Below are 2,499 nucleotides of genomic sequence, written 5' to 3' on the forward strand. Positions count from 1 at the left end.
GAACATGCCGGGCAGGAAGCTGTGCCAGCGGGCGCGGGGCACGGTGCCGGCGTCGCCGTGCACGCTCGGGCGCACGCGCGCCTCCGGTGCGGCATCGCGCACGGCCGGCGCGGGCTTGCGCGCTTCGACCTTCGCGGGAACCGCCGGCTCGGCGCCGCCGCCGCTGTCAGGGCTGCTCAGGCGTACCTCGCGCGCGGCGACATCCGCACAGGCGAGCAGGACCAGCAGGCTGATGGCGATACGGCGCATGGCGCTTCCCCGTCCGGGGGCGTCCCGGATCAGCGGGAGCATACGCCGATTCCCGTCCGCCACGCAGCCGGGCGTCGGCGCGGGGCGGCCCGTTCAGCCGGACCATAATGACCGGCATGAGCCTTCCCCCCGACGCCCGCGCCCAGCCTCCGATGGACGACCGCATGCTGCTGCGGGCGCTGGCCGCCGGTCCGGTCTCGGGCGACACGCTCGCGCGCGCCGCCGGCCTGACCCGCGCCGCGGTCTGGAAGCGCATCGAGGCGCTGCGCGAGGCGGGGGTCGGCATCGAGGCCACGGCCGGTCGCGGCTACCGGCTCGCGATGCCGCTCGACCTCCTGGAGGCGGACGCGATCCGCGCCGCCCTGCCGGCCGCGACCCGTGACGGCCTCGCCGGGCTTGATGTGGCCTGGACGATCGAGTCGACCAATACCGCGCTGCTGCGCGAGCCCGCGCCGGCCCGGGGCGCCCGCGTGCTGCTCGCCGAGCGCCAGACCGGTGGGCGCGGCCGGCGCGGCCGCGCGTGGCAGTCGCCGCTGGGCGCGAGCCTGCTGCTGTCGGTGGCGCGCTCGTTCGACGGCGGGCTGGCGCGCCTGGGCGGGCTCAGCCTCGTCGCCGGCCTCGCGACCGCCGCCGCCCTGCGCGCCGCGGGCTTCCCCGCGGTCGGCCTGAAGTGGCCGAACGACCTCGTGGTCGAAGGCGACGACGGCCTGCGCAAGCTCGGTGGCCTGCTCGTCGAGGGCGGTGGCGAGCACGCCGGCCCGGTGCGCGCGGTGATCGGGATCGGCCTCAACGTGCGCCTGCCCGAGCGCGCCGCCGCCGCCATCGACCAGCCCTGGTCCGACCTCGCCGCGCTCGGCACGCCGCCGTCGCGCGACGCGCTCGCGGCGATGCTTCTTTCGCACCTGCTGCCCGCGCTCGATGCGTTCGACCGCGACGGTTTCGCCCCGTTCGCTGCGCAATGGCCGGCCTTCGACGTCCTGCAGGGCCGCGACGTCGTGCTGCACCTGCCCGATCGTACGGAGGCGGCGCGCGTGCTCGGCCTCGCCGACGACGGCGCGCTGCGCGTGCGCACCGCGGCCGGCGAACGCGCCGTGCATGCCGGCGAAGTCAGCCTGCGGGTCGCGCCGTGAGCGCGTGGCTGTTCGACCTCGGCAATACGCGGCTGAAGTGCGCACCGCTGGTCGACGGCCGTGCCGGCACCGTGCACGCGCTGCCCAACACGCCGGGCGGCCTTGCAGATGCGCTGGACGCGGTGCTGCCCGCGCGGATCGACGTGGCCTACGTCGCGAGCGTCGCCGGCGACGCACTGCGCGTGGAGCTGCTCGACGCGCTCGTGCAACGGTGCCGGCGCATCGAACTCGCGCGGACGCAGGCGGTGTTCGGCGGGCTGCGCATCGCCTATGCGACGCCGGCGCGCCTCGGTGTCGATCGCTTCCTGGCAATGCTCGGTGCGCGCGGCGGCATCGACGACGCGGTGCTGGTCTGCGGCGTCGGCACCGCGCTCACGCTGGACCTCATGGATGCCGGCGGCCGGCATCTCGGCGGCCGCATCGCCCCATCGCCGCAGCTGATGCGCGAGGCGCTGCACGCGCGAGCGGCGCAATTGCCGGTCGACGGCGGCGCGTGGGTCGACTGGGCCGTGGATACCGACGACGCGCTCGCGTCCGGTTGCATGGGCGCCGCGCTGGCGCTGGTGCGCGACGCGCGCGATTCGGCATGCGCGCGGCTCGGATCCGCGCCGACGCTGGTGCTGCACGGCGGCGGCGCGGCACCGCTGCGCGAGCGTCTCGCCGATGCGTCGTGGCGACCGTCGCTGGTGCTGGACGGCCTCGCGCGCTGGGCGATGGAGTGACGGCGGTCACGTCGTGCCGTCACGTCGCGATCGGAGCGCTCGCTAGAATCGACGCATGCTGATGCGCGCGCTGCTGGTGCTGCTCGTAGTGCTCAACGCGGGTGTCGCCGCGTGGTGGGCGCTGCATGCGGACGCGCCCGCGCCCGCCGTCGCGGCGCTCACTGCCGACGTGCCCGTGCTGCAGCTCGTCGCCGACGCCCGCGCGCCCGGCAATGCACCAAGGCCGCCGGCCGCACTGCGATGCTTCCGCTTCGGTCCCTTCACCAATGCGGCCGCGTTCGCCGCCGCGCGCACGGCGATCGCGCGCGAGGTCGAATGGACCGCGACCGGCGAACAGATCGCCGGAACGCCCCGCGCGTGGCGCGTGGTGCTGCCGCAGCCGGATCGCGCGACCGCCA

The 2,499-nt window shown here is 76.2% G+C and carries 3 protein-coding genes and 1 pseudogene; 3 read left to right on the forward strand and 1 reads right to left on the reverse strand.

All coding sequences use genetic code 11. The annotated features are described in order from the left end of the window. The coding region (locus tag E4F61_RS14125) for a hypothetical protein (protein ID WP_133480243.1) at positions 1-249 on the reverse strand (249 nt) is incomplete at its 3' end. Positions 250-401: 152 nt separating this feature from the next. On the opposite strand from E4F61_RS14125, the gene birA reads away from it, so the two are divergent. The 3 genes and pseudogenes from birA to E4F61_RS14140 form a co-directional block, all read left to right on the forward strand. Next, positions 402-1,379: a bifunctional biotin--[acetyl-CoA-carboxylase] ligase/biotin operon repressor BirA gene (gene birA, locus E4F61_RS14130; protein ID WP_133480245.1), complete on the forward strand. Its 978-nt coding sequence runs from the start codon at positions 402-404 to the stop codon at positions 1,377-1,379. Beyond that, the gene (locus E4F61_RS14135) at positions 1,376-2,101 is read left to right on the forward strand and encodes a type III pantothenate kinase (RefSeq protein WP_133480244.1); all 726 of its coding nucleotides are present in this window, start codon (positions 1,376-1,378) and stop codon (positions 2,099-2,101) included. The genes birA and E4F61_RS14135 overlap by 4 nt, the downstream gene beginning before the upstream one ends. A gap of 55 nt (positions 2,102-2,156) precedes the next feature. After that, positions 2,157-2,499 (forward strand): annotated as a pseudogene (locus E4F61_RS14140) (hypothetical protein); the annotation flags it as partial.

Source organism: Cognatilysobacter segetis, assembly GCF_004359965.1.
In the GTDB taxonomy this organism is placed as follows: Bacteria; Pseudomonadota; Gammaproteobacteria; order Xanthomonadales; family Xanthomonadaceae; genus Cognatilysobacter; species Cognatilysobacter segetis.

Coding starts and splice junctions, on each gene's coding strand:
- birA (WP_133480245.1), top strand. CDS start 402: ATGGACGACCGCATGCTGCTGCGGGCGCTGGCCGCCGGTCCGGTCTCG.